Below are 25092 nucleotides of genomic sequence, written 5' to 3'. Positions count from 1 at the left end.
TCCTTAGCACTCCATCCAGTTTAATTAAGGCCAAAAGCTTGTAAAACCAAATGTTGTTAACCTATCTTCCATCCAGTTTATTTTTTCTTTGCTCCGGCAAGTAATATGAATTAATTTATCGCCATCTACATTTTCACGGTACAAATCAGGTCTTGCTTTATCTGAGCCAGGTAATTCATTCCAAAAGCTACCAAATTCACTTTCAAGAATTTCTTCCAATTGTTTCAATATCGATATATCGACAGTTTCAACTGCGGCAAGCTTCTCGGTATCACCTTCAATACGGGGTAAAACCTTACACATTAAAAAGTCATCCCATACCGCTTTTAAGTCAACCTCTTCTTTGGGTTCGCTACTTATAACTGCTAATAGCAGCTCGTTAAGCGCTCTGTATGCAAGCTTAAATGGCGTATGTGCCAATACGTTATTTATTGCATTAATAAATGCAATACTTTTACGACCATCTATATCTATTTTAGGGAGTTTATCGGTACTGGTCCGTGCGTCAGAGTAAATAGGGTAACTCAATGCCTTATTGGTGGTTGTAGGTGCAAAAAAATTATCGAAATCGTTAGGGAAAAAGTCGCCAAAATCAAAACTTAGCGCTCGGTCTATTACTTTACGAGAAAAGCCATGGGTAGTTTCATCCATATTTACTGTGCCAGCAACTATCAAGTTAAATGGAATACTTAAACCATATTCACAAATATGTTGCCACGCATCATCATAATTCGCATCCGCAAACCCCAGTTCCTCACGTAGTTTTTCAATATTATCGATTGATTGAATTGTAGTAGCTTTTAATAGTGGGTCACACGAGTATTGAAAATCATCTTCATCCCAAGCCCAACACCTTGTTTCAATGACTGATAAGTAATCCGCAAAGTACTGTTCAACAGGCGCTAAATTCATTTCGTCCAAGCAAAGCCAATATGGTTTTATTGCATCAATGTCTGATACGCCACCTTGAAGGCATAAAAGCTTTTCATTTACTGATAATGAAATACCTTTATCAAGTATTTCACGCCATGCTTTAGCAATAAACTTAAGTACATCCGTTACTACAAACTCAGCACATCCACTTAAGCGAGATACATATCCCAGTATGTCACTAGGCTCATGCCAATCAGGTCGCACAGATGTTAAGCAGTAAGTATCTGCTAAGGAGCCTGTTAGCTCCGCCTGCTCTCTGACAAAGCGAGTTTTACCTGTTCCTGATATACCCGCTAAAAGAAGGAAAGGCTTAGATAAAAGCGTTACAGTATCTAAACTAAAAGAGGTTAATAAATGCGCTTTATAATGCTCATCAGATACATCAAGAGTTTCTCCTAATGGGTGTAACTCTTGATTCATCAACTGTATAACTTTATTTTTAGTTCTGTTCCTTCCCTGTTTAGGTTTCATGTAACCAACTACAGGGAAATTTGCAATTATTGTTTCAATAGCGCTGCGGTCATTACTACCAGAGCGAAGCTCTGTATCTACATGTATAGGAGCCCCACCTTGAAGTTTGTGAAGTAAAGCTTCAATTCGTTCAAACCTTATTGAGAAATTGTTTTCACCACGAGATACATTTACCCTTCCTGTTCCACTCCAATCAGTACTTTCTATAATGACTATATTGCGGCCAGTAATATATTTAAGTTCTACATTAACTAGCTCGTCTATCCATGTTTTTGTTTGTTCAATATCCATTTTTATTACCATTCATTTTTATTTTTCTAAGTAATCTTTTATTGTAGATGCAATACCATAAGAAAATAAGTATGGCACTCCATTACCAATAGTTTTAAACATTGCACTTAATGTCATAGTCTGAGGAAATTGGAATTCCTTTGGTAAAGATTGTATTGCCAGCGCTTCAGCTGCTGATAACCTTCTTGCCTCATATGGATGGAGGTGAACCTCATTATTACCATATGCGGCAGTTGGTGAATATCTATATCGATGCAGTCGTTTATAAGATTTTTTAGCTGTATCGCCTTCTTCTATAACTAGGAACTTAGCAAGCCCAGCTCTTGGCGTAAAGTGAGCTTTAGCGTTCGGATGAGCACTTACATCATTTTTATCAAACCAATATTGAATTGTAAGGTCTTCGGGAACATTATCAGGAAAAGGGGGCTGCTCTCCAAACCTATTTGTACTGGGCCAATTAAAGTCAAATGCCACTCGATTGGGATACTTCATATATTTTTCCCATTCAAACTTAGCTTCTAATTTAGCTTTAGTATTTTTTATACCAAACAGTATTATTCTGTCACGATCTTGGGCAACACCGAATTCCAATGAGTTAATTAGTCTGTTATCTAGTATGTATCCTGCATCTGTAAGCTCACTTTTTAAACGCTCATAAAATTCACGATGCTTCTTCGTTCTCCATAGTCCTTTTACATTTTCAAAGACAAACCAATCTGGTTCAAACTTTTTAATACAATCAATATATGATTGAGAAAGTTTACCATTTTCACCCTCTTGCCCCTTGTTTTTTCCACCTACAGAGAAGTCTGGGCAAGGAGGCCCTCCTACAAAACCAACTAATTTGCCATTAGCTTGCTCCGACTTAACGCTCTTAGCTAGTGAGCATTCATCACGTTCTTCTAAATAATCCTCGATTGAACCAGTATGATAACCATACTTGGGTTGAGAATGCCCCATCAATTGACGGCTGTGCTCATAAGCATTGATAAATGATTTATCAATCTCATTAACAAAGACAACATCAAACCCAGCTTTCTCAAAGCCTAGGTCTAAGAAACCTGAGCCAGAAAAAAAAGAAAAGATCACACTATTCAAAATACATACCTATTAATAAGCTTGAAAGCTTTGAAAACTTGACCACACAGAAATTGTTTCTCTCTATAATTAAAGCTGAATAATTAGTTCGCAAATGGTTTCAGCTTGATTAACGGAAAATAAAGATTTAAAACATTGGCTAACTGGATGGCAGTTTCAAATGATGGGCTATATTAGCAATTGGCAATTATTAGGCAAGCTTTCAGTATATTTAATAGGGCTCCTTCCATATGAATTTTAGCTAAAAGCTAATTCCACGACTTATACCTCTCTTTCCCCTAATCTATCCATTATCCAATCATCAACTTCTGACTCAAGCCAAGCTACCGACTTAGCTCCTAATGATACTTGCTTGGGAAAAGACCCTTCAGCAATAAACTTATAAATGCTTGAGTGGCCAAGTGACGTTTTTTGTATAACTTCTTTTAATTTGATTAACCGCATTTTTCTATCTCCGTTATAGGTTCAAGAGATATATCAGTTATGTAGAAAGTTACTTTTTTGGGCTGGTGGCTAAATCCAAAATATTGAAGGCATATATCACTTAGGGGTATCAATCATCCACCTGAGGACCTAATAATGGCTTTAATTAAAACCAAGCAATACGAATCAAAATTTAAATGTTTAGAAGATCAAATCTTAGAAAGAGCAGCTGAAATAATGCAGCAAAGATATGCTCGCCTAGGGGCGCTTAATAGCCCCTCTACAGCCATAGACTTTTTAAAGGCAAAACTAGGCGTATATGAGCGTGAAGTATTCGCTGCGTTGTACTTGGATAGCCAAAATCGGATTATTGATTATCAAGAGCTTTTCTTTGGAACTATTAATGCAGCTTCGGTTTATCCAAGGGAGGTTGTTAAGTCTGTGCTTAATAAAAACGCCACCAGCGTTATCTTTGCTCATAATCACCCTTCAGGTGATCCCACGCCATCACAGGCAGACAAACTCATTACAAAGAAGCTAGAAAGTGCTTTAGCGCTAATAGACGTGACTGTGCTTGATCACATTATCGTAGGTGAAACCTGTGTTTCTTTTGCAGAAAGGCAGCTACTGAGTTTAGACAGTAATAACTAAGAGGAGGATATATTGCTAAATTCTAATACTGTAAGAATCATTATTCATACGATTGCTATATTAAAGATTTTAAAAGCAATCTATGAAGATGAAAGTAAATAAATTAAGTGCCCTACTTGGGGCGCTTTTAACAGCGAGTCATTAATTGTACTAGCTCAGACTTAATACATAACGAAACTTGATTTGGGAATGTGCCTTTAGTCATAAACTCATAAATTGTTTAGCAGCTCAAAGATATATCACACCTCTCCTCTGTTAATAAATATCCCAAAGAAAAGGGCTGATAACGCCAACCCATAATATGTCTGCTGGTGTCTTATATTTATCACTAAGCTTTCAAGTGCTCTATACGTATTGCTTGGCTATTTATGTAGTGCTACTCTCCTCGGATTAAAACCGGATAAGTTAAACTGTACTATGCAAACAGCTTTAATAAATAAAGATATAGCAAAAAAAATTAGAAGCATACGAGAAGGCTTAGGGTTAGGACGTACTGAATTTGCGAACTTACTTGGTATGGCTTCTACGGGTGAGCGTACAGTTAGAGGGTGGGAAACTGGTGAACATAAACCTACAGCAAAAAAACTAGCTGATATATTCAACCTTGAGTCAGAACTAAAATCTCATTTAGATAATGCACCATTTAAGCAAAAAGCCTTATCTGAGTCTGAATTTACATTCATAGACTTATTTGCTGGAATTGGTGGCATAAGATTACCCTTTCAAAAGCTTGGAGGGCACTGTGTATTTACCTCTGAGTGGGATCAGTTTGCGCAAAAAACATATCTAACTAATTATGGTGAAATGCCTAATGGTGACATTACTCAAATAGCGGCTTCAGATATTCCTGATCATGACATACTTTTAGGTGGCTTCCCGTGCCAAGCTTTCTCTCAAGCAGGGCTAAAACAAGGTTTTAGCGATACCCGTGGAACCATGTTTTTTGAAATTCAAAGAATCCTCACAGAAAAAAAACCTAAAGTTTTTGTACTTGAGAATGTAAAACAGCTACAAGGTCATGACAAAGGCCGTACCTTAAATACCATTTTAGATATTTTAAGAGGTAACTTTGATTTAAAAATTCCGGATGATGTGCCTTTAAGTGAAGAGACAAGACATGCGCTATCAGAGAAGTTAAATTATTGGGTTGATTATAAAGTACTTAGGGCAGGTGATTTTGGCGTTCCTCAAAACAGAGAGCGTGTATTCATAGTCGGGTTTAATAAAAACCACTTTAAAGACTGTAATTTTGATGAACTGTTTAATTGGCCAATCGCACTTAAAACACCAACAAAAGTGGGTGATATTTTAGAAGACTTAAGCGCTATAGCTCCTAGTGATGATAAATTCACGATATCTGAAAAAATATGGGTGGGCCATCAACGCAGAAGAAAAAATCACGAAGCAAGAGGTAACGGCTTTGGCTATTCGATATTTAACGCGCAAAGCCAATATACAAACACAATAAGTGCCCGTTACTACAAAGATGGCTCTGAAATTTTAATTGATCAATCAGAACTTGGTAAACGCCCTCGAAAGCTAACACCTCGAGAATGTGCCAGATTACAAGGATTCCCAGAAGAATACATTATTGACGCCGTATCTCAGGGCCAAATTTATAAACAGTTTGGTAATTCTGTATGTATGAAAGTTGTTGATGCGCTAGCAAAACAAGTAATTAAAGCGCTACTTAAAGGTAGAGACCAAGTTTAGCTATATAAGCACGCTTCATGTCAATGTTCGCCCGTTAAGTTGACTTACGATAGGCTCACTATTAATGCGTAAATTTACTTTTTTAACCCAATAAAACGCTGGATTGTTATCTTGAGGTGGTTTGGGTATTAATGCGCTATACTGGCGCAAATTTTTTTAGATTAGTTGTTATGGCTCTTAAATCCACCATTATGAAAGTGCAATTATCGCTTAGCGATATGGACCGCCACGTTTACCAAGACTTTAGTTTAACCTTGGCTCAACACCCTTCAGAAACCGATCAACGATTGATGATTCGTCTACTCGCTTTTGCACTCAATAGCTGTGACGGTTTAGAATTTACTAAAGGATTAAGTGCTGATGATGAGCCTGAACTTTGGCATGTAAATTACAGCGAAGAAATAGAGTTGTGGGTTGAGTTGGGTTTACCTGATGAAAAACGCCTTAAAAAAGCCTGTAATAAATCTAAAAAAGTGGTGCTTTATACTTATGGTGAAAACAATCAGGCAATTTGGTGGCAAAAACATCAACCTAAGTTGTATGAATTTAAAAACCTAAGTATTTTTAGCCTTGATTACGCAACTACACAAGCGCTTGCTGCTTTGGTTGATCGCAGTATTAAGCTCGCAATTACCATTCAAGATGGCGAAGTGTGGGTCAACACAGATAATACTAATATTGAAATAAAACCACAGCAGTTAATGTAACTAATGATTTTTTGAGGGCGTATGAAGATTAAACACGTTATTGTTTTACATGGCTTATATATGTCTGGCTTTGTTATGCGCCCACTGTGCTCTCGTTTAGAAGAATCTGGTGTTAAGGTATTAAACCTTACTTATAATACGCTTGATCCAAACCGCGATGCTATTTTTGCTCAAATTGATGAATTTATTGCAGGCGAACCTTCTGCACTGGTATGTCACTCAATGGGCGGATTAGTCGCTCGCGCATACCTAGAAGCTAATTCAGATGCAAGCCAACACATTACAAAAGTAGTTACTTTAGGCACGCCTCATCAAGGTAGCCATATTGCACAAAAAATGAAGCAAAAAGGGTTTGAGTCTTTTTTAAAAAATAGCGTTGAATTTTTGCTTACACAAAATGGTAACTGGCCGTTTAAAGCGAAGCTTTTTAGTATTGCAGGTGACTTACCCATTGGTTTAATGCCTCTTATAGTTAAAGGCAGTAAATCAGATGGTACTGTATTGCTTGATGAAACTAAGCTCAAAGGTATGGCTGAACATAAAGTGTTCCATTTAAGCCATACCAGTATGATTTACTCACGCGAAGTGGTCGACTACATTTTAAAATGCTTAAGTGAGAATTAATCTTCTGCGGCTTCTGCAATTTTATAACTTATTAAAAATATAATACCCAATATCAGGGGTATTGGCGCTGCTATGTAACCAAAAAAACCCGAATTAGCAATACTAGCTCCTGCTAAATGAGCAACTAACCCCAATACAAATGCCACCAACGCTATACCAACTACAATCAACTCTGCTTTATTTTGCTTAACTGTTTTTGCGTGCATGTTATCTCTCCTAATAATTGCTACAAAATTAGTATGCGCTATTAAAACGAGTGCTTTTTGACCTAAATCAAACAATAAAATGCCTTTGTACTTTGCCCATACAAAACTTGTTTTAGATCATAATTTACACAGCTCAAATGTTTATTTTCTTGTAAGGGGTGGTATTTTAATTAATCCGACCCATTTCTATTAGGTAAGGGTGAATATAAGCATTACTGGTTACGATAGTTTAAAACTATAAAGTTGATTAACATAAACGATTTTACTAATTTAAGCTGGTACGCAATACTTATCACAAGTTCACAAACAAACGGTTATTAAAGGAGTCAGTTATGTCACAGGTAAACGCAATTGGTCTAAACAGCGCAAAAAGTGATGATATTGTAAAGTCACTCAATACGTTATTAAGCAGCTACCAAATTCAGTACATGAATGCGCGCGGTTTTCATTGGAACATTAAAGGCCGTAACTTTTTTGAACTACACATTAAGTTTGAAGAAATTTATAACCTTTTACTTTTAAAAGTAGACGAAGTAGCTGAGCGCATCTTAACGCTAGATGGCGAGCCTCTTCACGCATTTTCTGATTACTTAGAAGTAAGCAAAATTAAAGAAGCAAAAGGTATTAGCGATGGAGTTACTGCTGTAGAAAACTTACTAGCCGGTTACAGCACGCTAATTAAAATGCAGCGCGAAATATTGAACCAAGCAAGTGACGCTGAAGACGAAGGAACGGCTTCGTTAATGAGCGATTATATCTCAGAGCAAGAGAAACTCGTTTGGATGCTTAAAGCATATTTAGATTAAGTCAAAAAAATAAAAGCCCTCATTGAGGGCTTAATTAGGGATAAATCGCGAACAATCAAGCGATTCGGTTGCTATATTAACCTCACCCCAAAGCGAAACAACGCCCCTGTTACCAGTGGCGTTGTTTTTGGTTTAAGTGGACAATAAAGCAGTGTATTGCAAAAAGCCTCAGTGATTACTGAGGCTTTATTCTAAAACTGGTTAAATTAGAATTAAAAATTCACACTTAAATTTGCGAAAAAGCGTCGACCTACAGCATCATAAATAGCTTCATTGTCACCACTGGCAGAGATATATGCTGGCGGTAATTTATCCGTTAAGTTACGAAGACCAAAATCTACGCGTGTATTTTCAAATACAAAGTAACTTGCTGAAATATCATGAGTTATAATCGAACCTACGTAACCTGGTTGTAGGTCTTCTTCTATATCTCCATCTGGTGACAAATCAAAACGAGCTGAACGGTCAATATAACGAGTTGTCCAGTTAAGTGTTATATCGTTATATTTATACACTGCAGAAAAACGAGCTTGCCACTCAGAGTCACCTACTTCACCGTTTTCTACATTTACCGTATCTGGACGACTTTGGAATTCGAAACCTTCTAATTCGATTAAGTGATTAAGTGATTAAGTGATTAAGTGATTAAGTGATTAACAAACAAGTTTAACTTAAGTTCACCTTGCAAAGAGTAATCTACTAAATTATCGGGTATTAAATCATTCAATGTTTTACGACGATTATCTGTTTGACCATAAACATAATAAAAATCATAGTCAAAATCTGTTTCACTTAAAGTAAGTTGCACCTATTGATGGCAGCTCAGCTAAAATACTCCCTAAATCTGGTGTACCACCTTTTGCGATATCTTCCGCTGTAATTGTGACAATAGGTGCTGGTTGAGAAAGCTTTGCTTTACTGATGCGTGAACCCGTTATTTGAATACGCTCTACTTTTTCAATTTCATCATCTTCTGCAGCCACACCTTGAAATGAAAATCCTGCAAGTATTGCACTGCTTAGCGCAATAGTTAACGATGATTTTTTAAATAATCGCGTGCGAACCTTGTTAGTTAATGTCATGTAATTCCCCTGAATTGTTATTTTTGTAACTAAATAGTTACTTCACGGGCCACATTAAAAAGATTAATATCAAGTCTCTATATGTTTGCTTTAACAGGCGTTTATATTGGTGTGAACTGCAAGATTGATGGGTTAAATGCATATATCACAATAATTTTATAAAAATATTGTATTTTTTTTAACACTTTTCTCTCTAAACACGGTCTTAATTATTATCTACACAATGGGGTATAAAATAATGGACGCTTCTTTTCATGCTCAAACACTGGTTAGTAATGCCACGTTTGCAACATTTTTAACAAAACAAATGCAAGATCACCGTCATTTTAAGTCTCAATCTCTTGCTGCAGATAAGCGATTAGATCAAATAGATACGACGAAATATAATGTGCTTTTTTACGAGTTAACAAGCCTCTCTGATCCAACCCAAATTGTACACTTAGCCGAATTAGCAAAAAAAATGAAGCTGATCATTATTGGGCAATCAGGCCAGTTTGCCAGTTTTGCGTTTGAAGTGGGCGCTGTAGACTTCTTAACTGTAGATTCAACAGCCCCCAGAATAGAAAAATGCTTTGATAAAATTGTTCACCTTTGTCCAATTGCAAGTGCCATTGAGCGCCAATACCAACAAAGCATCCAACATGAGAAGCCGTCTTCGTCGCATATTGTAGTTAAAGATGTCGGTAAGGTAAGGTTGATTGATATAAAAGATATTGTTTGGATCAATGGCGCAGGTAATTATGTGGAATTACATTTCACTCAAGGTAGCACGCCAATTTTACATCGCGAAACGATGAAAAATATCGAACAACAACTAGAACCCGAAGGATTTATACGTATTCATCGCTCTACTTTAGTTAGAAAACAAGCCATTTGCGAACTTATGCCAACAGACAGCGGTGACTATAAAGTGAGGCTAAAAAACGATATGTGTTTAAATTTATCAAGGCGCTATAAAGGATGTTTAGAAAGTATAATAAGCCCACTTCAATAGTAGGCTCATTAATATTAGCTGTTATGTACTTACGGTTTATTGACAAGCGTTATAAAAAAGGCCATTTCGAGGGCTTTTTCTTCTAAGCTTTTAAAACGACCTGATGCGCCACCATGACCAGCATCCATATCGGTTTTAAACACTAAAATATTGTTGTCTGTTTTAAGTTCACGCATTTTGGCAACCCATTTCATAGGCTCCCAATATTGTACTTGTGAATCGTGCAGTCCGGTAGTTACCAGCATATTCGGGTAGTTTTGCGCACTAATATTGTCGTATGGTGAGTAGGCTTCTATCACGTCATAAAAACAAGGATCGTTTGGGTTTCCCCACTCGTCATATTCATTAGTGGTAAGTGGAATGCTTTCATCAAGCATGGTAGTGAGTACATCTAAAAATGGAACATGACAACCTACACCACAATATAACTCTGGTGCTTGATTGACTACGGCTCCCATAAGTAAACCACCTGCACTTCCGCCTGAAGCAAACACTTTGCTGCTATCACAATAACCTTGAGCAACGAGTGCTTTAGTTACATCGATAAAGTCATTAAAGCTATTTTGTTTATGCTCTTTTTTACCTTGTTCATACCACTCTCGTCCGAGCATTTCAGATCCACGAACATGTGCAATAACATAAACAAAGCCACGGTCGAGTAAACTTAATGATGTACTAGAAAAGCTCGGATCAATAGTATAGCCATACGCTCCATATCCATATTGAAACAACGGGTTAGTACCATCTTTGTTAAAACATTCCTTACGATACACAATCGACGCGGGCACTTTTGTTCCATCACGGGCAGTAATTGTTAACCGTTCAGATTGGTAATCATCAGCATTAAAATCACCGACTACCTTTTGCTGTTTTAGTAATGTTTTAAAACCCGTTTTTAAATCAACATCATATAACGAGCCAGGTGTGGTAAGGCTTGAATAATAAATACGTGCGGTTTGCACATTAGGCTCTGGGTTCATTGCAACAGCTGCGTAGTAACAAGGATCAGCAAAATCTAACGCCATGCGGTTGTTGTGTTGATCAACTACTACGAACCGTGCTTGTCCTTGTTCGCGTTCACTCAACACTAAATAGTCATTAAATAGCTCAACGCCTTCGAGCAGTACATCATCTCTATGAGCAGTATGCTCTAACCATTGTGTTTTATCGGCAATGGTTTGGCTTGTTGCCGTCATTAACCTAAAGTTTTTAGCCTGCCAGTTAGTCACAATATAAAATATGTCACCAAGTTTATCTACATCAAACTCGTGCCCTTCCTCGCGTGGCATTAATGCTTTAAATTCGCCATTTGGTTTATTGGCATCAAGCACCCAAGTATCATTTGTTTCGGTGGTAGCCAAGTCAATAATAATAAGACTTTCGTCACGACTTTTACCAAGTCCCATAAAAAAGCTGCTATCTTGCTCTTCATACACCAAAACATCTTGGCTTTGATCGCTGCCCAGTTGATGCCTAAATACTTGGTAGCCTAGTAATGTTTGGAGATCTTTTTTTACATAAAAAACAGTTTTATTATCGTTAGCCCAAACAATTTGCCCTTCGGTATTTTCAAGTACATCCGCTAGCATTTCACCTGTTTCAAGGTTTTTAAAGCGCACCACATAAATACGACGGCCTTCAGTATCTTCTGAATATGCCATAAGTTGCTCACATGAACTCAGTGCAACTTCGCCTAATTCAAAAAATTCATACCCTGCGGCTATTTTGTTTACGTCTAATAAAAGCTGTTTATCGTCTGCGCTCATACTGGTGCTACGATAATGGCGAGAATATTCATCATCTCCGCGCACTTCTGAGTGATACCAATATTTGCCATCTTTAACTGGAACCGTATTATCATCTTTAACAATACGTGCTTTTAACTCTTCAAATAGCGTATTTTGTAATGGCTTCATGGGTGCTAACTGCTCATCACAATAAATATTTTCAGCCTTTAAATGTTCAAGTACTGCTTTGCTTTGACGCTCATCATCGCGCATCCAATAATAATTGTCAGTGCGTGATTTATTATGAGTATTGAGCGTGTGAGGTTGTTTTTTAGCAATAGGGGCATTGGGTAATAAATTTAAAGGTAAGTTAGGACGAGACACAAATAAGGCCAATTAAAAAATAACAATATTCGCAGTTTATCATAAAAATAAAAAAGCCTACCCACTGGGCCAACTTAAAAATAATTATGTTAAGTATAAATATTAAGCTTAGCTAAGTATTAGTCAGAGATTTGTAACCAAGCCATCGCCCAGCTTTTACCGACCCCAGGTTCAAACATTAATTTTTCATCACCACTGGCACGGCAAAACTCATTAAATGGCCATGGCTTGCACTGATAAATTTTTCCCGTTTTTGGCTGCAATACTCTTGTACCCGCATTGTAAATATCGCTATTTTCTGGATAAATGTAATCGTAAGCATCGGAAGTTTTAGCTTTACGCTCATCACATTTTGCAATGCAGTGAAAGTCGACACTAGCTTTATAAATGCCACTGCTTTGCAACGCAAAAATCTCATTATGACGATAACCTACAACAAGCCCTTGCTCTGTCATTTGCCCTGCGCTTACAAGTGGAATATGCACGTTAATGTACTCAGCAACTAAACGTGGCCACGCATGAGATTCACCTTGCTCAAGTGAGGTGATTTTATAATCGAACGACAAACTAACTAGCTCTCCTTGCATGTCATAAAAGGTTACACTCACCACATCACCAATAAATAATTGGGTATGATGACTTAAGCAACCTATTGTCGACCACTTTCCACAAGCCAACGACGTATGCATAAACACAGCAACACCTTAAAAAACCGAAATTGAATCTATGACTATATGGATACACAAAAAATACACTAAAAACAAGTTATACGATGGTTCATACCATATAAATGGTAAAATTAAGCTTTCATCTCATCACTAATACTTACTTTTTATAAGTAATATCATTATTCGAGCATACAAAAAAGCCAACTCATTGAGCTGGCTTTTTGATGTGTATCTTTTACATTCAAGACATAGAATTTTTAATCGTCGCTTTTTTAAAAATCATTCTAAAGAAGCGCTTAAACATTGCACCTATATCGCTCAATATTATATATAAGCATGGCACTAATATAAGAGTGATTAAGGTGGCAAACATCACTGCAAATCCAAGAGCTACAGCCATAGGTATAACAAACTTAGCTTGTAAGCTTGTTTCAAACATAATGGGCAATACACCTGCGAATGTAGTAATTGAAGTAAGTAATATCGGTCTGAATCGAGCACAACCGGCATCTATTACAGCATTTTTGATACTGACACCTGTTTTGCGGGCTTGATTCACGTAATCAGTCATGACGAGAGAGTCGTTTATAACCACCCCAGCTGCGGCAATAATACCAAAGCCAGACATTAAAGTTATATCCAAACCAAACCAGTAATGCCCCCATATTGCTCCCGTTAAGCTAAATGGAATAACCGACATAACAATAAGTGGTTGCGCATAACTCTTAAGAGGTACTGCTAATAAGATATACACCAAAATCATACCACCGAAGAAAAACATCTTCTGCTGATTAGCTTGATCTTGTTGCTCTTCAATGGCGCCACCAAGTTCAGACTTAACACTTGGGTACTCTTCTTTAAGTTGTGGTAGTAATTTTTCTTTAATTTGCTCAACAACTTCGTTTGGTTCAATCAATTCTTCATCTATGTTTCCATAAACATACACAGTGCGGTAACCCCCTTCGCGGCGAATATAACTAATACCCGGTGTTTCAGTGAGTTCAACTACATCGCCAAGCAGTACTTCACGGCCCTGCGGGGTAGTAACAACCGCATGTTTAAGTGACGAAAATGCCTCTCGAGTCAGTTTAGGGTAACGTACCATGACACGCACCTCTTCGCCGTTTCGGATGACACGTTGAGCCTCACCACCGTAAAAGCTTGCCCCAACTTGATTAGCAATAGAAGCCAAGTCTAAACCCAAATCGTAAGCGACCGGTTTTAAACTCATTTGCACTTCTTTACTGGCAGGGTCTATTGTTGAGCTAATATCAAACAGGCCTTCTTGCTGTTGCAGCAATTCTATAAAGCGGCGACCAGCATCATTCAATGTATCAATATCTGAGCCATATAATAAATAACCAAATTCGCCATCACTACCTCCTCCGTTTACATCATCATAAATGGTTAATGATTTAACACCGGCAATATCTGGCATGGCTTCGCGCCAACGGCGTGATAATTCAAACGCGTTATAAGGTCGTACTCTCTCATCAACGAGTGGCACAAGCACTTGGGCTTCGGTGCGCCCTTGGTTATAGACTAAAATATCTCTTATGAGTTTTTGACCATATTTGCGTTCAGTATCTTCATCAATCGCAATCACCATCGCCTCTATTTCACGAATAGCATTTATTGTTTGTATGTCTGATACATTGTCATTCATTTCTAGATTTATTTGCGGGTAGTCATGCGGAATTTTTGGCATAAACCCAGTACGAACTTGATTTGATGAGATTAAAGCAAAGGTTACGATCAATAGGGCGATAAATGAAAATAATACTGACCAACGCCATTCAACACAACGTACAACAAAGCGCTTATATGGGCCATTTACAAAACCAAAAAATCGCGTATTAAACCGATCGCGCCAGCCCCCCTCTTTTATTGGTGAAAAATGAGTGTGGGCAATATGGGCAGGCAATATCAACTTTGATTCAATCAAACTAAATACCAAACACAGCATTACCACCACAGCTATACCATAAAAGAAGGCACTTTCTGGACCTGTAGATAACGTAAATGGAGCAAATACTGCAATGGTAGTTAGTACACCAAAAGTTGCGGGGGTTGCTACGCGTTTTGCGCCATTAACCACATTCACAACACCGCCACCTTTTTTCTCTATTTCGGTGTAGGCACTTTCGCCTATGACAATGGCATCGTCCACCACAATCCCTAGCACCATAATAAAAGCAAAAAGTGATAAAATATTAATGGTTACACCAAACAGTGGCATCATCATCATTGCGCCCAAAAAGCACACTGGTAAACCAATCATTACCCATAATGCCAACTTAAAGCGTAAAAAGATTGATAGCATAATTGCAACCAAAACAGCACCCTGAATAAGGTTTGTAACCATCATGTCTAAACGAGCATTTAAGTAGTACGTCATATCCATTAATGGCTCTAAACGAACCCCCAGCGGTAGCTCTTTATTTTTTAATTCTATAAATGCTTTTACTGAATCAGCAACTGGGATAATACTTTGCTCTTCGGTCGCTTTAACCGATATATAAACCGCATTTTCACCATTAAATTTAAAGTAACGCTCACCCTCAGTGAACTGATCTTTAATCACGGCAATATCTTGCAGTAACACTTTAGCGCCATTAGCCCCTATTTTTACCGGTATTTGTCTAAATTCTTCACCTGAGTAAAACTGATTTTCGACTCGTACAGAAATAACACCCGCATCGGTTTTTAACTGCCCTGCCGAAAAGTTAGCTGAGTAACGACGCACTGCATTCACTACATCACTAAGGGTTAGGTTATATTGACGCAGCGTATCGGGCTCTATCTCGATAGCTATTTCATCAAGAGGAACATCATTTACCACCAAAGATACATTTGAAAGCTGTAATAGCTCATCTTCAATCTGATTAGCGATCGGCTTAAGCTCAGTAAGTGGTAGGTCAGCAACAAGCGTCATACCTATTACATCTTGCTTAAACTCCACCTGACTTATGGTGACCGGCTCCATACCAGCAGGAAATGTCGCAATACCATCAACCCGTAATTTAACTTTATCAAGTATATCGGTAAGCTCTACATCGGTATTAATTTCAAGACTTGCTCTACCGCCATTTCTAAATGCCCTGTACACACCTTTTTTAATTTCGGTCACATCTTTTAGCGACTCTTCAATTTTTATAAGTATGCTTTCTTCAATTTCTTGTGGTGAAGCGCCTGGGTAATTGGCTTCAATATTAATGTAATTAATTTCTATATTTGGGAACATTTGACGCTGAAGATTAAGAAAGCTAATAATCCCCATCACCACAATAAAAATCATCATTAGGTTGGCAGCAACGGAGTTATTGGCAAAATAAGCAATAATACCGGTTTGTTTTTCAGCGTTTGGCGCTGTATTTGGTAGTTCAGTGTTACTCATAACTCAGTCTACCTTTATAATTGTTCAGTGGAGGCACTTTCAAGTGCCTCTGTTTTTTTAGTATCTTGAAGGCCTGCAATTTTTACAGCCATGCCTTTTTGCGGATATTCTGGCAAAGTGATCACCAACTTATCATCTGCTTGCAAACCATCGCTAATATAAAAATATTCACCCTCTTCACGAATAACTGTGACTTTGCGCGGCTCAAGCTGTTGTTCTTTATTAACAATCCACACTGTTTGATTATTTACTAACTCTTGCGGTAAGCGGTAAATATTATTTAGCATCGCACCAGCAAAGTTCACCTGTACGTAACTACCGAACTTAATGGCTGGTTGTTTAGTTTTAAGCCCATATGGGTCTTCAATACGCACCACTAAGCTACTCATACGTGTTGCGTTATCAATAATTCCTAAATCACGGTCAATCACGCCTTCTCGAGTAAAGCTATTTAACCCTTTTTGAATAACCGTTGCGGTAATGCCCTTTATGCGCTCTGGTAAAAATATGCTATCAAAACCTGCAATAGGAATAATGACTTCAGCGGTTTCAATATTGTTTAGCTCAGCAACTTGCGAACCCATTGTTACATATTGACCAACACCAACATTGCGGCTGATAACCAACGCATCGTAAGGGGCTGTCACGTCACAATTATCTAAGTCACGTTGCGCGCGTTTTAATGCAGCTTGTGCCGACTTAACGGATGCCTGCGCACTGAGTACTTGAGGTTTACGTAAAAATAAATCTGTTCGAGCTTTACTTGGAAAACGCTTTGCTTCGTCTTCGGCTACTTGCGCTTGAGCTTGCTCTTCAATTAAGCCAGCTTGTGCGCGAGCAAGATCAGCCTCTGCAACAAGTACTGCCGCTTCGTAGTTATCTTTCTCGATGGTAAATAGCGTTTCACCGCGCGCAACAATGCCACCAGCTACAAAATTAGGGTGCCAACTTAACACCTCACCCGACACTTGCGCCGAAAGCTGTGTATTTTCAAGCGGCTTTACTTCACCATAACTGTTAATAATAACTTGATGATCATTTGCAGCAACAGCCTCAACCTGCACTGTTGGGCGAGTATCAACGATTTCTTTTTTTTCTGATTCTTGTGCGAGGGCATTTATTCCCATGAAACCAACAACCCCTATCGCAAGTGCTACGAACGGGAAGACCCATTTAAGTGAATTTGTTTGCATATTCTATTTATCCCTAAAGTTCTATTAGCACCATAATATCAGAGGCAAACAAAACATTAAGGTGACATTTGTAAGCAACTGTTGCAAATACATACAAAGTATTACCATTTATGTCTTTGAGAAGTGAAGAACCTGTCATTCAACTCATTTGTTATATTTTGTTACAAAATTTTATACATATAAATCAAAGGACTACATGTAATCATGCAAATTTCATCGCGAAGATGTGCTAAATGAAATTAATTTACGTACAGTCCAATTAAATTAACAAACATTAAAAAGATCAAATAATGAAATTAACCACTATTACTCTTGCGCTTAGTTTAGCGCTTAGCGGCCATGCATTTGCTGCCGAAAAGAAAGAAGACAAAGAACCAAAAACACTTAGCGAAATGATCAAAGGACAAACCGAATTCGCTGGTGTATTTAACCTTTATCAAGACGGAAAAACAGGTGAACACCTAATGGTAATTAGCGAGTCACAACTCGATACACCATTTGTGTATTTTGCGCATACCATTGATGGAGTTACTGATGCAGGCCACTACCGTGGTGCATACCGTGAAACTAAGTTAATTGAATTTAGAAAGTACTTTGACCGCATTGATATTATTAGCAAAACACCTCGATATAAGTTTGATGAAAACAGTGCTATTTCTAAAGCAAGCGAGGCCAATATTAGTGAAGCTGTACTAGCAAGCATTAAAATAGAAAAAGAAGAAGATGGAAAAATAGCATTTAATGTAAATAAGCTATTTTTAAGCGAAGCACTTCACAAAGTATCGCCTACGCCAAACCCAGCGGATAAAAATGCCAAAAAGCGCTTTAAAGTAGGTAAATTAGACGATAAAAAATCACGCATTATTAAACAGCGTCCTTATCCTAACAACTTAGACGTGGTAGTTGATTACGTATTTACTAATGCAAGCCCTACTGTACGTGGCTCAAATGCGGTTAGCGATCCGCGTAGTGTATCGCTAAAAGTGCAGCACTCATTTGTTTCTCTACCTAACAACAACTACGCTCCACGTATGGATGATGCTCGCATTGGTTATTTTACCAACCAATTTGATCAAATGACGTCTACTGATTGGGCACCTTATCAAGATGTTATAAAACGCTGGGATTTACAAAAGAAAGACGCAGGTGCAGCCCTTTCAGAACCAGTAAAACCAATTACTTGGTGGATAGAGAATACGACACCAGTTGAATGGCGCGATACTATTCGTGACGCTGTATTAACGTGGAATACTTCTTTTGAAAAAGCCGGTTTTAAAAACGCGTTGGAAGTAAAAGTACAACCAGACGATGCAGATTGGGATGCGGGCGATATTAATTACAACGTACTACGTTGGACTTCGTCACCTAAGCCTCCATTTGGCGGATACGGACCAGCACTTGCTAACCCATTAACTGGTGAAATACTGGGCTCAGACATTATGCTTGAGTTTGTATTTATGAAAAACCGTTGGATTTACGACACCCTTTTCACCCAAGGTACAATGAGTCACGGCGAAACAATGAGTACCGGCGAGTTGAATTGCTCTCTTGGGCATGAAATTCAACAAAATCTAATGCTTGCGAAAGGCCTTGCAAGCGGCGACAAAATTGCAGACAAAGAAATGCTTCGCCAAGGTTTAACACAATTGGTACTTCACGAGGTTGGTCATACCTTAGGCCTTAACCACAACATGAAATCATCTATTTTGTGGGATGAAAAAGAAGTACACGATAAAAACAAAACCCAAGGCATAGTAACCGGTTCTGTAATGGATTATGCACCCGCTAACATTGCCCCAATTGGTATGCAGCAAGGTGATATTTTTCAAACAAAACCAGGTCCTTACGATGATTGGGCAATTAACTACGGTTATAGCGTAGCACTTGCAGATAAAGCAGCTGAACAAGCTCGGCTTGATAAAATACTTGCTCGCTCAAGTGAGCACGCCCTTGCTTTTGGTAACGATGCCGACGATATGCGCGCACCAGGTCGCCATATTGATCCACGTGTAATGATTGGTGATTTGTCATCAAATCCTGCAGCTTATGGCGCAGATCGTATGGCGCTAATTAATAAACTATTTACTGAGCTAAAAGATAAAGCAACAGTTAAAGGTGAGTCTTACCAACAGCTTGTTACCTCTGCTAATAGCTTATTTGGTCAATACCGAGCTCAAGCAGGTGTTGTTTCTCGCCAGATTGGCGGTGTGTATGTTGAGCGTGCTGTAGTGGGTGATGCAAATGCAGATAAACCATTTACGCCAGTATCGCTTGAGCGCCAAACACAAGCGATGGATATACTAGCCAAGTTTGTATTTGCCCCTGACGTGCTACAAAACATGCAACCTCTATACAGCTACCTACAACTACAACGTCGTGGCTTTAATCACTACGGTAAAAATGAGGACCCTAAAGCACACCAAATGATTTTAGGTATGCAGAAATCTGTACTTGCACAGCTATTACACCCAGCGGTATTACTGCGTATTTCTGACACCGCTCTATACGGTAATGAATATAGCCTAACTCAGTTTATGCAAGATTTAACAGCCAGCATCTTTGTGAAAAGCAAAGACGCAAACTCTATTAGCCACAACTTACAAATTGAGTATGTTAATCAGCTAATCGCGATTGCAGGCCTTGGTAAAGCAAGTAAATTTGATAACCTAGCTAAAACCGCTGCGTTATATCAGCTAACTCAAATAGCCGACACCAGTGTTGCGTGGGGATCAGATACAGCGACTAAAGCACATAAAAAATATATTGACCGCTTAATCGCAAAAGCGCTAGAAGCCTAAAAAATTACGCCGTACTTTTAATATTTAACCTAATTAATAAAAGTACGGCCTTCTTCATAACACCACGTTACTGGTATTTATTTTAAATAAAACTAAGGGCTGTTTACTCTTGTTTCCTAGATGGATGCAGTTAAGAGTCATAAGCTTTGCTTAGCGTTTGCTTTACCCATCTCAGGAAAAGCGTACAGGCGATCACTTTCTCGCAAAATATGCTATCAGTTTTAAATCTATTTTACCGAGGCTCTAATCACTGACCTAAATTCAATTTAACCTGAGTTCTGGTTATTTACTGAACTTAGATCCACAACCGTTATTCAAAACCGAACACCGACGTGTTCGATATCGAACATCTATTTATTTTAAAACACTATAAAAACAAATAAAACATTGAAATATAAAACAATTTAAATTTGGCATCAAACTTTCATTAACGACTACATCAATCAAAATGATGAGTAAATAATGAATATTAATATTGACCAAAAAACAAAACCGAACAAATTAAAAATGATGCTGACTATTGCAACACTTTTAGTTGTCATATGTATCGGTTATTTCACAATAAAACCCACCGTACCCAAGCTCAGTGCTAGCACGCTCAATATAATTACTGTGCAACAAGGTGATATTGATATTATGACGCCTGTGTATGGTCAATATGCATCACGCTATGAACGCCTAATCAGCGCACCAGCAACAGGGCAAGTGGGTGAGATTTATTTACGAGCAGGTGCTGATGTAGAAGCAACAACTATTATCGCGAAGTTAGTTAATCCTGATTTACAACAGCAATTGTTTGAATCACAGGCCAAACTTGAGCGTATGCATTCTGAATTTGCCTCATTTAAATTTCAAAAACAAAACGAGCAATTAACCTTCCAAGCCGAATTGGCTGATATTGATAGTCAGATACAAGGGACTAAGTTAGATGTTGACGTAAACCAGCGCCTATCGGATCAAGGTATTGCTGCCAAAATTGATTTAGAGCGTGCCATTCTTAAACACAATCAACTTAAGAAACGCCTAGAATTTGCAAATTACCGCTTTGAAAAACAAAAAGAAATGCACAAGTTAGAACTTGAGCAACAGAAAATTCTATTAACACAGCAACAAAAACAAGTCGATTTAGTCAGCAACAAAGTTGCGGCATTAACTATCACCGCTGGGATTGCAGGCACCCTACAACGTTTAGATATTGAACTTGGAGAGCGGGTAAACCAAGGGCAAGCAATGGCGCGCGTTGGTTCAAAAACACAATTAATGGCAAGACTGAATATCCCACAACGTATTGCTGAGCGTATCCAACTTGGTGCTACGGTTGAATTAAAGCATCCCAATGGCACGCTAAAAGGCACAGTTAAACAGCTGGCATCTGTAGTCGAAAATGGCTTTATTGTAGCTGAAGTACATCTGAGCGAACCATTACCTTCAAACCTACGCCCAGCACAACCAGTCAATGCATTGGTATTCGTTGAGCGCAAAGAGAATGCATTATATGTGAGCCAGCAACCCGGTTTAAAACCACTTGGCGCACAACGACTATACAAACAAATTCCCAACCAACCACAACTACAACAACAGCAAATCACCTTTGGCGAATTAACAGGCTCTGAACTGTTAATTACCACCGGGGCTATTGCGGGTGAAAAAATTATCACAAATGATTTAAGCCAATGGCATACTTACACCCACTTGGCCCTAGACACTTCAAAACTTTAAGGAAAACCTCATGACAGCACTCGTAACAATTAACAATATCAATAAAGTGTACAGTAAAGGCCAAGTAAAAACACATGCCCTACAAGATGTATCTTTAACTATCAATAAAGGTGAATTCATCGCTATCTCAGGGGCTTCAGGTTGTGGAAAGTCAACCTTGCTCAGTATATTAGGCCTGCTAGATACGCCAACTGATGGCCATTATCAATTAGCCAATATTGATACACATAGCCTTAAAGTTGATCAACGCTCTAGCGTACGTAACAAGCATATTGGCTATGTATTTCAGTCATTCAATTTAATTGATAGCCTCACTGTATTTGAAAACGTGGCATTGCCATTGGAGCACCGCGGCACATCTAGCAAAGAAATAAAAACCGCAGTGGAGAAACAGCTAGCTGCGGTAAACATGAGTGCACGCTTAGTTCATAAACCAAACCAGTTATCTGGCGGACAACAGCAGCGCGTTGCAATCGCTCGCGCATTAGTAGGCAACCCTGACTTACTGCTAGTAGATGAACCAACCGGTAACTTAGATAGCCAAAACGGCGATGCTGTAATGCAACTGTTACTTGATTTAAACAAGCAAGGTGCCACCGTTGTTATGGTGACGCATGATGAACGTTACAGCCAAATGGCACAGCGTCAAATCCGTTTATTTGATGGTAAAGTATTGGTTGAACATCAGGAGGCCGTTGCATGAGTTTTTATCTACGCGCATTACGTCACGGTGTTTTACGGCTATTTACATTGCCACGCTTGTCACTGCCAATTCTACTTACGTTAAGTTTAACGTTGGCAGCGGTGCTTGCTGTTGTCGCCATGAGTAGCCATCTTATTTTTAAACCTTTACCTGATATAAAAGACGAAAACAGCCTATATGTCATTAACCGTACCATGGCGGTTTCACAAGACATGCGTGTTTCTATGTTTACCGCTAAGCGCTTGGCACTATTAGCTGAGCAATACAAAGGATACGGCCAGTTTGCTGCATACCAAGCGGACGAAAGTGCGGTAAAAGTGCATGAAACGAATTACCCAGTGTCACGTTTTGATGCCAGTAATAACTTTATGACCATGGTCGGAGGAACCCTGCTACTAGGTGAACAACCAAACAAAGTAAATACTCAAAACTCTGTGTGGATCTCTGAGAGTTTATGGCAAAGCGCATTTCAAAAAAACGTAAATGCAATAGGTCAAACATTACAAATAGACGCCACATCGGTGCAAATTCGCGGAGTGATCAGTGACTTTTCATCGTTTAATTCCGATAACGATGAAAAATATACTCAACAAGTTTGGCGTTATTATGATTTAGCCGAAAAAGCAGCAATGCCTACACAAATGACGATAGATGGCAGCCTGCAGCCCCTATTTCGCCAAACCGAACGTGCATTTACGGCCGATGACATGGAGAGTTTTTGGCAGCAGTATTATCTTGACCAAGGTGAACAACTTGGCCCTATGAAACAAATGTTTGAGAGCATGGCCCCAGAAAGCACGGCAACCTTATATCGCGATAACCTGATGGAAGATCAGCAAACCATGCTGTTGTTTTTATTAGCAACTGTGGTCATCTTACTCGTAATGGCAAGCCTCAACCTACTAAACCTATTTATTGCCCATTACCAACAACGCGAACAAGAATTTGCCACACAGTTATGTATGGGCGCATCACGCAACAAATTATTAGTAATGAGCTTTTTAGAAAACCTGAGCACCTTTTTACTCGCCGCAGTATTAGGTTTGTTAGGTGCAGCTTGGCTGATTAGGCTATTACCTATCATCAGTGGTGGTAATATCGCGATGCTTGAACTAGTGCAAATTGATGCAATAACTATTGCTGTTGCGGTTGCAATTGTGCTGACGATAAATTTATTTTTTGCATTTTTATCAACCCGTCAGTTTGATCAAACACAACTAATTAGCAACCTTAATAACGGTAATAAGGGTGTCAATGCAGGTAAAGTGACCCGTCTTAGTCAAGTGTTATTTATTGCACAGTTAAGCTCCGCTGCGGTTATTTTAACGGGCACCGCTATGCTGGCAAATACCGCCTACGATAAGCTAAATATTCACTTAGGTTTTGAGCCAGGAAATACACTAATAGCCAATGTACGTCTACAAAGTAACGATGATCCGATTTTAGACAGTGCTGAAATTGAGGAAAAAGTAGCGCAAGTCGCACAAGATCCTGAGGCCGCAGAGCAAAAAACTAAGCAACGCTATCAGGGGGCGCTCGAAATAAAAAATCAACTTGAGCAAGCAATCCTCCAAGTGCAGCCAAATATCACCCCACTACAAAGCCAAGGCGAACCCTTTAGTTTTAATACCGTCATAAATATGACTGAGGATGAGCAAACACAAGAGCGCTTTACCTATATGACGATTAATATTGCGCCTGATTATTTACAGACCTATAAGCTCAATTTGCTAGCAGGGCAGAATATGACTCAAACGCAGTATCAAAATTTAGAGCCTGTGGCATTGATCAACGAAACCTTTGCCAAACAATTGTCCACAGATGGCACGATTGAATCGGTAATAGGTAAAAAAGTTTCTAATCGTCAAGTTATTGGAGTAATCGCAAACAATTACACCATGATGGCAAAAGATCAGGGCTATCCGACTATGCTTTACAGTTATTCGCACGATAATGCTAATTTTGGGATCAATATTGCTATGCAGCTACCACCAGGGCAGAGCTTTGACAAACATGCCATTATGCAAGCGATTCAATATGCTCACCCACAAGTGATTGAAGTAGATGCACGCACACTTGATGAGCGCTGGGCAGAACAAACAATGCCGCAGCGCGTACAGTTTTATTTTATCAGTGCGTTATCTCTATTAACTTTGCTACTTGCAGCCGTAGGTAGTAATGGTATGGCGATGAGCTTTACAGAATTAAAACGCTTTGAACTTGCAATACGCATGGCAACCGGCGCAAGCCGTATTAACCTAATGAAGCGAACATTAAAAAGCTTTAATGGCTTACTACTGAGTGCGCTAGCTATTGCTATTACCCTCGCCTGCGGTCTTTATTTAGCGCTACAAAAAGCAATTCCTATGTTGCCAGCATTTTCTTGGCAAGCACTAACAATATTCACTAGTTTATTGATTGCTATCGTCTTTATTGCCATTGTTTTGGTAGTATGGCGTATTATTAATGCTGACCCTATGCGTGCGCTTAGAGAGCAATAAACT

The 25092-nt window shown here is 38.7% G+C and carries 20 protein-coding genes; 10 read left to right on the top strand and 10 right to left on the bottom strand.

From position 1 onward, the window contains the following. Window positions 1–24: 24 nt before the first annotated feature. The 3 genes from H5119_RS03330 to H5119_RS03320 all read right to left on the bottom strand — a co-directional run bounded on the left by H5119_RS03330 (window position 25) and on the right by H5119_RS03320 (window position 3237). Window positions 25–1695 (bottom strand): McrB family protein, encoded by a 1671-nt coding sequence (locus H5119_RS03330; protein ID WP_217896157.1) that lies wholly within the window; start codon window positions 1693–1695, stop codon window positions 25–27. Between the two features lie 18 nt (window positions 1696–1713). Then, a complete protein-coding gene (locus H5119_RS03325) occupies window positions 1714–2784 on the bottom strand; it encodes a DNA cytosine methyltransferase (protein WP_087531408.1) in 1071 nt (356 codons plus the stop codon). Between the two features lie 270 nt (window positions 2785–3054). Continuing rightward, window positions 3055–3237, bottom strand: a complete 183-nt coding sequence (locus H5119_RS03320) for an AlpA family transcriptional regulator (RefSeq protein WP_182701207.1) — start codon at window positions 3235–3237, stop codon at window positions 3055–3057. Window positions 3238–3372: 135 nt separating this feature from the next. On the opposite strand from H5119_RS03320, the gene radC reads away from it, so the two are divergent. The 4 genes from radC to H5119_RS03300 all read left to right on the top strand — a co-directional run bounded on the left by radC (window position 3373) and on the right by H5119_RS03300 (window position 6911). Beyond that, the gene (gene radC / locus H5119_RS03315) at window positions 3373–3867 is read left to right on the top strand and encodes a DNA repair protein RadC (protein ID WP_182701206.1); all 495 of its coding nucleotides are present in this window, start codon (window positions 3373–3375) and stop codon (window positions 3865–3867) included. A 417-nt stretch (window positions 3868–4284) separates the two neighbouring features. Beyond that, window positions 4285–5580, top strand: a complete 1296-nt coding sequence (gene dcm / locus H5119_RS03310; RefSeq protein ID WP_182701205.1) for a DNA (cytosine-5-)-methyltransferase — start codon at window positions 4285–4287, stop codon at window positions 5578–5580. A 170-nt stretch (window positions 5581–5750) separates the two neighbouring features. Next, complete coding sequence (locus tag H5119_RS03305) at window positions 5751–6287, top strand: YaeQ family protein (protein WP_138585810.1); 537 nt, start codon at window positions 5751–5753, stop codon at window positions 6285–6287. A 21-nt stretch (window positions 6288–6308) separates the two neighbouring features. Further along, a complete protein-coding gene (locus H5119_RS03300) occupies window positions 6309–6911 on the top strand; it encodes an alpha/beta hydrolase (RefSeq protein ID WP_182701204.1) in 603 nt (200 codons plus the stop codon). On the opposite strand, the gene H5119_RS03295 is transcribed toward H5119_RS03300, so the two are convergent. Further along, window positions 6908–7117: a hypothetical protein gene (locus H5119_RS03295; protein ID WP_077538893.1), complete on the bottom strand. Its 210-nt coding sequence runs from the start codon at window positions 7115–7117 to the stop codon at window positions 6908–6910. The two genes, H5119_RS03300 and H5119_RS03295, sit on opposite strands and share 4 nt — an antisense overlap. Before the next feature lie 332 nt (window positions 7118–7449). Between H5119_RS03295 and H5119_RS03290 the strand changes: the two genes are divergently transcribed. After that, a complete protein-coding gene (locus tag H5119_RS03290; RefSeq protein WP_077536443.1) occupies window positions 7450–7923 on the top strand; it encodes a Dps family protein in 474 nt (157 codons plus the stop codon). 212 nt (window positions 7924–8135) lie between these two features. Here the strand turns inward: H5119_RS03290 and H5119_RS20415 are convergent, their stop codons facing one another. Both H5119_RS20415 and H5119_RS03280 read right to left on the bottom strand, forming a co-directional pair. Further along, complete coding sequence (locus H5119_RS20415) at window positions 8136–8438, bottom strand: TonB-dependent receptor (RefSeq protein WP_310741148.1); 303 nt, start codon at window positions 8436–8438, stop codon at window positions 8136–8138. A gap of 273 nt (window positions 8439–8711) precedes the next feature. Then, window positions 8712–9005: a hypothetical protein gene (locus tag H5119_RS03280; RefSeq protein ID WP_182701203.1), complete on the bottom strand. Its 294-nt coding sequence runs from the start codon at window positions 9003–9005 to the stop codon at window positions 8712–8714. A gap of 238 nt (window positions 9006–9243) precedes the next feature. On the opposite strand from H5119_RS03280, the gene H5119_RS03275 reads away from it, so the two are divergent. After that, on the top strand, window positions 9244–9999 hold the full coding sequence (locus H5119_RS03275) for a LytTR family DNA-binding domain-containing protein (protein ID WP_182701202.1): 756 nt from the start codon (window positions 9244–9246) through the stop codon (window positions 9997–9999). A 29-nt stretch (window positions 10000–10028) separates the two neighbouring features. Here the strand turns inward: H5119_RS03275 and H5119_RS03270 are convergent, their stop codons facing one another. The 4 genes from H5119_RS03270 to H5119_RS03255 all read right to left on the bottom strand — a co-directional run bounded on the left by H5119_RS03270 (window position 10029) and on the right by H5119_RS03255 (window position 17368). Continuing rightward, on the bottom strand, window positions 10029–12110 hold the full coding sequence (locus H5119_RS03270) for a S9 family peptidase (RefSeq protein ID WP_182701201.1): 2082 nt from the start codon (window positions 12108–12110) through the stop codon (window positions 10029–10031). A gap of 119 nt (window positions 12111–12229) precedes the next feature. After that, a complete protein-coding gene (locus H5119_RS03265) occupies window positions 12230–12799 on the bottom strand; it encodes a chitin-binding protein (protein WP_182701238.1) in 570 nt (189 codons plus the stop codon). Between the two features lie 220 nt (window positions 12800–13019). Beyond that, window positions 13020–16175, bottom strand: a complete 3156-nt coding sequence (locus H5119_RS03260) for an efflux RND transporter permease subunit (protein WP_182701200.1) — start codon at window positions 16173–16175, stop codon at window positions 13020–13022. A 14-nt stretch (window positions 16176–16189) separates the two neighbouring features. Then, window positions 16190–17368 (bottom strand): efflux RND transporter periplasmic adaptor subunit, encoded by a 1179-nt coding sequence (locus tag H5119_RS03255; RefSeq protein WP_182701199.1) that lies wholly within the window; start codon window positions 17366–17368, stop codon window positions 16190–16192. Window positions 17369–17658: 290 nt separating this feature from the next. On the opposite strand from H5119_RS03255, the gene H5119_RS03250 reads away from it, so the two are divergent. From H5119_RS03250 to H5119_RS03235, 4 genes are all read left to right on the top strand, one after another. After that, window positions 17659–20166, top strand: coding sequence for a zinc-dependent metalloprotease (locus H5119_RS03250; RefSeq protein WP_182701198.1), 2508 nt, complete (start codon window positions 17659–17661; stop codon window positions 20164–20166). Window positions 20167–20628: 462 nt separating this feature from the next. Beyond that, window positions 20629–21885, top strand: coding sequence for an HlyD family secretion protein (locus H5119_RS03245; RefSeq protein ID WP_182701197.1), 1257 nt, complete (start codon window positions 20629–20631; stop codon window positions 21883–21885). Between the two features lie 10 nt (window positions 21886–21895). Beyond that, window positions 21896–22588: an ABC transporter ATP-binding protein gene (locus tag H5119_RS03240; RefSeq protein WP_182701196.1), complete on the top strand. Its 693-nt coding sequence runs from the start codon at window positions 21896–21898 to the stop codon at window positions 22586–22588. Then, on the top strand, window positions 22585–25089 hold the full coding sequence (locus H5119_RS03235; protein WP_182701195.1) for an ABC transporter permease: 2505 nt from the start codon (window positions 22585–22587) through the stop codon (window positions 25087–25089). The genes H5119_RS03240 and H5119_RS03235 overlap by 4 nt, the downstream gene beginning before the upstream one ends. Window positions 25090–25092: the final 3 nt, after the last annotated feature.

The organism is Pseudoalteromonas sp. SG45-5, from assembly GCF_014164085.1.
Lineage (GTDB): Bacteria > Pseudomonadota > Gammaproteobacteria > Enterobacterales > Alteromonadaceae > Pseudoalteromonas > Pseudoalteromonas aliena.
This window is presented reverse-complemented; position numbering and strand designations above follow the sequence as displayed.

Coding starts and splice junctions, on each gene's coding strand:
- H5119_RS03330 (WP_217896157.1), bottom strand. CDS start 1,695: ATGGATATTGAACAAACAAAAACATGGATAGACGAGCTAGTTAATGTA.
- H5119_RS03320 (WP_182701207.1), bottom strand. CDS start 3,237: ATGCGGTTAATCAAATTAAAAGAAGTTATACAAAAAACGTCACTTGGC.
- radC (WP_182701206.1), top strand. CDS start 3,373: ATGGCTTTAATTAAAACCAAGCAATACGAATCAAAATTTAAATGTTTA.
- dcm (WP_182701205.1), top strand. CDS start 4,285: ATGCAAACAGCTTTAATAAATAAAGATATAGCAAAAAAAATTAGAAGC.
- H5119_RS03305 (WP_138585810.1), top strand. CDS start 5,751: ATGGCTCTTAAATCCACCATTATGAAAGTGCAATTATCGCTTAGCGAT.
- H5119_RS03300 (WP_182701204.1), top strand. CDS start 6,309: ATGAAGATTAAACACGTTATTGTTTTACATGGCTTATATATGTCTGGC.
- H5119_RS03295 (WP_077538893.1), bottom strand. CDS start 7,117: ATGCACGCAAAAACAGTTAAGCAAAATAAAGCAGAGTTGATTGTAGTT.
- H5119_RS03290 (WP_077536443.1), top strand. CDS start 7,450: ATGTCACAGGTAAACGCAATTGGTCTAAACAGCGCAAAAAGTGATGAT.
- H5119_RS03280 (WP_182701203.1), bottom strand. CDS start 9,005: ATGACATTAACTAACAAGGTTCGCACGCGATTATTTAAAAAATCATCG.
- H5119_RS03275 (WP_182701202.1), top strand. CDS start 9,244: ATGGACGCTTCTTTTCATGCTCAAACACTGGTTAGTAATGCCACGTTT.
- H5119_RS03265 (WP_182701238.1), bottom strand. CDS start 12,799: ATGCATACGTCGTTGGCTTGTGGAAAGTGGTCGACAATAGGTTGCTTA.
- H5119_RS03260 (WP_182701200.1), bottom strand. CDS start 16,175: ATGAGTAACACTGAACTACCAAATACAGCGCCAAACGCTGAAAAACAA.
- H5119_RS03255 (WP_182701199.1), bottom strand. CDS start 17,368: ATGCAAACAAATTCACTTAAATGGGTCTTCCCGTTCGTAGCACTTGCG.
- H5119_RS03250 (WP_182701198.1), top strand. CDS start 17,659: ATGAAATTAACCACTATTACTCTTGCGCTTAGTTTAGCGCTTAGCGGC.
- H5119_RS03245 (WP_182701197.1), top strand. CDS start 20,629: ATGAATATTAATATTGACCAAAAAACAAAACCGAACAAATTAAAAATG.
- H5119_RS03240 (WP_182701196.1), top strand. CDS start 21,896: ATGACAGCACTCGTAACAATTAACAATATCAATAAAGTGTACAGTAAA.
- H5119_RS03235 (WP_182701195.1), top strand. CDS start 22,585: ATGAGTTTTTATCTACGCGCATTACGTCACGGTGTTTTACGGCTATTT.